The sequence below is a fragment of the Mesorhizobium sp. M7A.F.Ca.ET.027.03.2.1 genome (genome assembly GCF_003999175.1).
GTDB lineage: Bacteria > Pseudomonadota > Alphaproteobacteria > Rhizobiales > Rhizobiaceae > Mesorhizobium.
In genome coordinates this window covers 1-7,036 of sequence record NZ_RZOM01000208.1, presented here as the reverse complement: position 1 = coordinate 7,036, position 7,036 = coordinate 1, and the positions used below count along the sequence as shown (strand labels likewise).

Genomic DNA, 7,036 nt, shown 5'->3' with positions numbered 1-7,036 from the left:
TTCCCACCCTGACCAGCGTGCAGGCGGTGCGTCGGGCGCTGCCAACGGTGAAGCTGATCGCGTCGGGCGGGATCCGCGATGGCGTCGACGTGGCCAAGGCCATCCGCCTGGGCGCGGACATCGCCGGGCAGGCGGCCAGCGTGCTGGGCGCGGCGACAGTGTCCACCGAGGCCGTTGTCGCGCATTTCGAGATCGTCATCCGCCAGTTGTTGGGTCACCATCAAACCAATTTGACGCCCCGGGACAATATCGTCCGGCATTGTCCGGTGTGCGACGATGTTGGGGATGCGACATAGGCGGATTGCCGTGTATTAAACCGCTTTTCCTTTGGCACGCATATTGCGCCCTATCGGTAAACCTCGTCATGGGCCGGCGGCAATCGCTCGGAGATTGTCGAAATAGCACAATCTGCCGGGGTGACATCCGGCCCGACTAGAGCAGGACCTTTCAGATGATGCAGAAAAGCAAGCGGCCATACTCGCGGGGAAATAGTCGCGTCAGGGCTGCATGGACGCTCTTTCCTGGTTGTTTCGGCGACGGACGCCAACTCTTCAATCGGCACCCGAACCAGTGCCTGGATGTCCAAGGAGCGCCCCTGTTGCGCGTGCCTGGCTGCACCCGCGTGCTGGCTCTCCTCCAAGGCGACGCTCGGCGCTGCTGCAGACCGGCGACGAGAACCCAACTTCAAAATTAGCATTCCGAAAACCGAAAGAAGTGAACAGGTATGTCCAGGATCGGCGCTTTGACGCGCGCGGCATGGCGATCGGCAACTCAGACGCTGGCCAAGGGTTCGAAAAGTTTACACCCGACGCTAGCGCCGGCCGATTTCAAGCGCGCACTTACGATCAACGATCGATATGGCGGGCTCACTGTCAATGTCCCCAAAATGCCTTTCTGGCTGACCGGGGGTGAAGCCTTCGTCTACCGCCGGACTAGCCACGGCGAGCAGCAGTTCATGCAGGTCGATGCTGCCACGGGTTTCAAGCGGCCCGCTTTCGATCAGGCGCGTCTGGCGGCAGCGCTAAACAAGGTGAGCCATGAGAGCTATCAAGCCGGCAATCTTCCGTTCGACCGTTTCGAACTGAGTGAGGATGGTCGCAGGCTCGACTTCCAGATTGAAGACACCCGGTGGAGCTGCGACCTTGCAAGCTATGACTGTACCAGCACCACATTCGATGCAAGGAAAGGGGACCGTAGGGAGCTCAGCCACCGCTACACGCCGCCAGCGGAGAACAACCCCGACAAGAGCAACGCGTCGCCCGACGGCAAATGGATCGCCTATATCAAGAACTGCAACGTTTTCCTGCGCAGCGAGGACGGATTGCAGGATGTTCCTCTGAGCCGGGACGGAGCCGAAGGCAATTGCTACGTCTTTTCGACGCTGAGCTGGTCGCCGGACTCGCGCCACCTCGCCGCTTACCTTGTTCGCCCCGGCTATAGGCGAGAGGTCCGCTACCTCAATTCATCGACGGACCAGTTGGAGCGGGAATATTCAACAATATTCTATCCCAGGCCGGGCGATGTCCTTCCGCTGCCCCAACCAGTCCTGTTCGACATTGCCGGCCGGCGCCAGATCGTGATTGACGGTGCCCTCTTCTCGAACGTCTTCGAACTTTCCCCTCTCCGGTGGTGGGCGGACAGCCGCGGCTTCACTTTCGAATATAACCAGCGCGGGCATCAGCTCTATCGCTTGGTCGAGGTAGACGCCGCCTCGGGCCGCGGGCGCTCCCTGATCGATGAGACCAGCGAGACATTCGTGGATTATTTGCCGCTGGGGCATGGCCAGGAGGATGCCGGAAAAATCTTCCGTTACGATGTCGATGACGGGAAGGAGATCATCTGGGCATCAGAGCGCGACGGGTATGAGCATTTGTATCTTTTCAACGGCCGGACAGGCGCGCTCGAAAACCAGATCACCCGAGGTGAGTGGGTCGTCCGGAGGGTCAACCATGTCGATCCGGTGAAGCGTCAGATCTGGTTCGAGGCGAGCGGGATGAACTCGCAGGAGGACCCCTATTGGGTCCATGCTTACCGCATCGGCTTTGACGGCAAGGGACTGACTGCACTGACGCCCGAACCGGCCAACCACCATATCGAGTTCTCGCCTGACAGGCGCTATTATGTCGATCTCTGGTCACGCATCGATCTGCCCCCGCGCATGGCACTCTACCGCGCCAGCGACAATGCCAAGCTCCAGCAGATCGAGACGGCCGACATTTCCGAGCTCGTCGCCGCAGGCTGGCAGCCGCCGCTCAGTTTCCATTCCAAGGGGCGCGACGGCAAAACTGACATCTGGGGTGTGCTCCACCTGCCAGCCAACTTCGACCCGACGAAGAAATACCCGGTTGTGGAGAATATCTATGCTGGACCCCACGGCTCCTTCGTCCCAAAATCCTTCTCGCGGTGGACAGAGCCGCTCACGCAGCTGGGCTTCGTCGTTGCTCAGATCGACGGCATGGGCACCAACAACCGCTCCCGCGCCTTCCATGATGTTGCTTGGAAGAATCTGAAGGACGCAGGATTTCCCGATCGCATTCTGTGGCACAAGGCGGCGGCCGCGCAATATCCATGGTACGACATATCCAACGTCGGCATTTTTGGCGCATCCGCCGGCGGCCAGAGTGCAGTCAGCGCGCTGCTCTTTCACCCCGATTTCTACAAGGTCGCCGTCGCCAAAAACGGCTGCTTCGACAACAGGATAGACAAGACCTGGTGGAATGAACTGTGGATGGGGTGGCCGGTCGGCATTGAATATTCGCAATCCTCCGCCGTTGACAATGCTCACAGGCTGCAGGGCAAGCTGATGATCGCGGTCGGCGAAATGGATGATAATGTCGATCCGTTTTGCTCGTTCCAGCTTGCCGATCGACTCATCAAGGCAGGAAAAGATTTTGACATTGTCTACGTTCCTGGTGCCAATCACCATACTCTAGGCACCTACACCGAGCGCAAACTCCTAGACTTCTTCGTTCGCAACATTCTCGGTCAGACCCCGCCCGACTGGAACAGCAAACCGATCGAGCTGGAGTAGCTTGTGGCTCTTGCAATTGTTAGCTCGCCTTATCGGCTGTAATCAGGGCGAGGCGCGAGCAAATCTGCACCGAAGGACGATCGTGGAGTCTAGGACTTGCGCTGCGTATTGAGGATAGGCTCGCCGCGACGTTGGTCTGAGCAAACTGCTTGATAGGCACGCCTGCAGACCGCGTGTGTGCGATTGCAAGATCCCCTATCAGCCTGGTGTGAAGCGTTCAGGGGAAAAGCCGCACCCAACGCCGCTTCCGCTCGCCGTAACGCTACGGCGGTGCGGCCCACCCGATCCGCTCGACGAGCATAGGAACACATAGGTCCCCGAACGGACGATTACCTTGGCAATAGAAGACCCTCGTCGGTCATCGCCGCTGTGGGTGGCAGCCCGTCGGTCTGGAGCTGCCACGATTCTCATCCTCGCGTCACATATGAGCTGAAGCTTTCCGGATCGGGTATCCAATCGGCATCCAGTTGCTCGGCGATATGGTTGAATTCTACCTCAGGACAAGAGTGAGTAGAGCAGCCCCGCTACGAAAATCCTATCCTGGTTCGTTTGACGCATCGACTATTCAGATTGATTGGCGTGATACCCGGCGCGGCCGCAACACGCTAGGCCGTCAACCGCTGAGCAGAAAACCAGCCTTCGCCTTCCGCGGCGGCGGACCTCGTCAGCCTTTCGAAAGCTTGCCTGAGTAGGTTGCTCATGTGATCTGTGGAAGTGAGGCTAGCGTGCACCCGTACAAACTGGACATTCATCGTAGCAGCTTGGCTGCAGGTGCAGCACGCCGTACCGCACGAGCAAGCGGACAAGCCGGCCAAGCCGGTTTTGAGCAGCACTTGGGCGAATTGCAGGCGGCGGATGAGTTGATGAGTGCACCAGGCGAGGATGTCCTCGTCAATGGCTCGCATGGCAAAGGTGAGTTGAGACCAACGAAGAGGCAGAGGATCCAAAGCAATCTGCAGCATGCTGTCACTGAGCGGCAACCAGGTCAGGTTGGTGACTCAGGCGCTCGCGCGATGATGCAACTCCCTGCCCATCAGGTGGGTACATCGGAACGGGAGGCGCAGCTCGCGATGCAGGGGGATGAGCACGAATACACCCCAGCGCCGCATCTCGATGGGTCGATGCCCTCGACAGTGCAGCCGGATCGTCCAATTGTGGCCCCCGACGGTGCCGACAAGCGTCCTGTTTATTCCAACGATGCCACCGCCATCGAAGGGCTGAAGTCTGCACTCCTTGCGGGTAAAGCCAGGCCGGACACGGTCACTCGCAGCGCAAATTCTCTTTTCGGCTTTAGTCGTTGGCTCTTTCAAAACAAAAAGCCAGGGTTTGCTGCTCGGCTTTACCATCCGTCGCTGAGCCAGGATCTCGAGGAGTACGAGAGTAGGGGTGGTTCCTCCACAGTGGCTGGCGCACTGCGTCAACTGATGAAGCCGATAGGCGGAGCCGCCCCGATTGTGGGTCGCGCTGTCCTGAACCCCCATCCTGACGACGCCGCGCTCACTAGACATTTCAGATCCGCGAGCGGCTACGCAACTGCTCTTAACCATTTCAGTCATTACCTACGTCAAAATGACAAGCTCGGGATTGCGGGCCGGATTTACGATGAATCGCTGGATAAAGATGTTGAGAGCTACAAGGCCGCCTCCTCTACTCGTGGAGCTCCGATCGAATCTGCACTGGTTTATATCCGCAAGCACCCGCCGCGCGTTATACTCGGGAGTCATCTGGAAAACGCGGTCAGCATGGAGGCTCGTCCCCGTGGCGACGCTGCTCAGCATACCGCACCACAGCAGGGATTCGATTGGCCAGAGGAGCTCCTGCCGGTAGGTTATAAGGAGGGCACCGATCTACCATTGTCTCTCGCCCCAACCGCGCACCAACACCAAGCACCCGACTTTGGAGAGGCCGTCCCTCACTTGAACTGGCGCCACGGCGACCAGGGCGCCCCGGAGGGGCTGGTAGCTGCACGGGACAGGAGCAGCCCGCTGCCAAGCGAGGCGGTGCCACATAAATCTGGACGGGGACTCGCTACGCAGCCCAGATTGTGGGCGGAGAAATCCGCCTCGCCAGAGCTCTTTCGACGGCGGGCGGAGCAGGCTCTGCCGGCGTCCGCCAGAGGTGTGGAGACATCCTCCGCGGTTGATGAAGCCGCCGCTCGCCAAGCTTTGGCTTGGTTGCAGCAGGAGATGGAGGGGATCGAACCGATGCAGGATCCTCATAAGGTGGCTACACCGGAATCTGAGGCGCAGCTCGTCAGGCAGAGGGATGAACACGAATCCACCCCAGCACCGCATCCCGGAGGTGGTGGTTCGATGTCCTCGACAGTGCAGCCGGATCGTCCAATTGTAGTCCCCAACGGTTCCGACAAGCGTCCTGTCTATTCCAACGATGCGACCGCTATCGAAGGGCTGAGGGCAGCATTCCACGCGGGTAAGGCCAGCGCGAACACGGTCACTTTCAATGTAAATTCTCTTTTCGGCTTTAGTCGGTGGCTCCTTCAAAACAACAAGCCAGGGTTTGCTGCTCGGCTTTACCATTCGTCGCTGGATCAGGATCTCAAGGAGTACGAGAGTACGGGTGGTTCCTCCACCGTGGCTGGCGCACTGCGTTACCTCAAGAAGTCGACAAGCGGAGCCCCGATTATGGGTCGCCCTCTCGTGATCCCCTATCCTGACGATGCCGAGCTCATTAGAGATTACAGAGCCGCTTCGACCAAGGAGTACCTGGCAGCGCCTGCGACCGGACGGAATCCAGATACCGTGGGCGGCTATACAAATTTTCTTAGACATTTTAGCCAGTATCTGCGTCAAAATAACAAGCCTGGGATTGCCGCTCGGATTCACGACAAATCGCTGGATAAAGATGTTGAGAGCTTCAAGGCTGTCTCCTATGGTAATAGACTAAGTATCGGTTCTGCATTGGCTCACCTCCGGGATATCCTGCCGCGCATTGTGCTCGGGCGCGAAACTGTCCTTGCTGCTCATCCGGCAGACGCAGTCACCAGGCGCGTTGGGGCCGCTGCTGAAGCTGGGCCAGCGGCACCGGCAAGAGCTCCCCAACCCGCCTCGCCAGCAACCGCTAAGCTGCCAGGCACCTACCGCGGCCTTCCACTGGTTGATGTGACCACACTGACGACCAGTTCCTCTGGGGCTCAGATCGGGGCGCTCGATCCGACAGCCCCGTCCAACGTTGCAACGGGGCGGGTGCTCGGCGCCGCCGAATGGCTGAGCGACGCCCATGTCCAGAGAGATTACAATTTGCTGGAGCGGCAACTGCAGGGGATCAATCCGGCGCTCGCTGCCCGGACTCGGCTGGTGGATCCTTCCGTATCCCATCTACTGCGACACACGTCGCCGCAAGACGCTCGAGGCATATTGCAGTCCATCTATAATCAAAACAACGCCACAGCCGACTTCCTGTTCTTGCCAGTGAATAATGGCACGGCTACTAGCCCCGGCACCCATTGGTCGCTGCTGCTCGTTGATCGCCGCGACCCCGAAAGGCGGTTCGCCTATCACTACGACTCCCTCCAGCGAGAGGGATATAACGACGTGCCTGCAAAACAGCTCGCAGGACTGCTGAATGCTACCTTGGCGCCAGCCCCCATGGCCAGACAGACGAACCATTATGATTGCGGCGTATTTGTCCTGGAGGGCACGTGGGCGCTGGTTGAACGATTGGTGAAAGGGCAGCGGCCAGACCACGAGCCGCTGCCCCTCGACAACCTCGTTGCCGATCGGCAGGCGCTGCAAGACCGGCTAAGGAGGCGCTTGCCGCACGAGGAAGAGCCGCGGCAGCTGCTGGAGGATGAACCCGCCTCCCCACCGATGATGGCATTCGAGCCAGGGGAACTGCGGCAACTGTTGGAAGACGAGCCTGACTCCCCACCAATGATGGCGTTCGAGTCAGGGGAACTGCGGCAACTGTTGGAGGACGAGCCTGCCTCCCCACCAATGATGGCGTTCGAGCCAGGGGAACTGCGGCAACTGTTGGAGGACGAGCCTG

The 7,036-nt window shown here is 59.4% G+C and carries 2 protein-coding genes and 1 pseudogene; all 3 read left to right on the top strand.

Translation table 11 applies throughout. The annotated features are described in order from the left end of the window. Positions 1-209: pseudogene (locus EN750_RS11870) on the top strand (alpha-hydroxy-acid oxidizing protein); the annotation flags it as partial. A 515-nt stretch (positions 210-724) separates the two neighbouring features. Beyond that, on the top strand, positions 725-3,031 hold the full coding sequence (locus tag EN750_RS11865) for a S9 family peptidase (protein WP_126080685.1): 2,307 nt from the start codon (positions 725-727) through the stop codon (positions 3,029-3,031). 833 nt (positions 3,032-3,864) lie between these two features. After that, positions 3,865-7,036 (top strand): Ulp1 family isopeptidase (locus EN750_RS11860; RefSeq protein ID WP_245482679.1); only part of this gene is annotated, 3,172 nt, incomplete at its 3' end.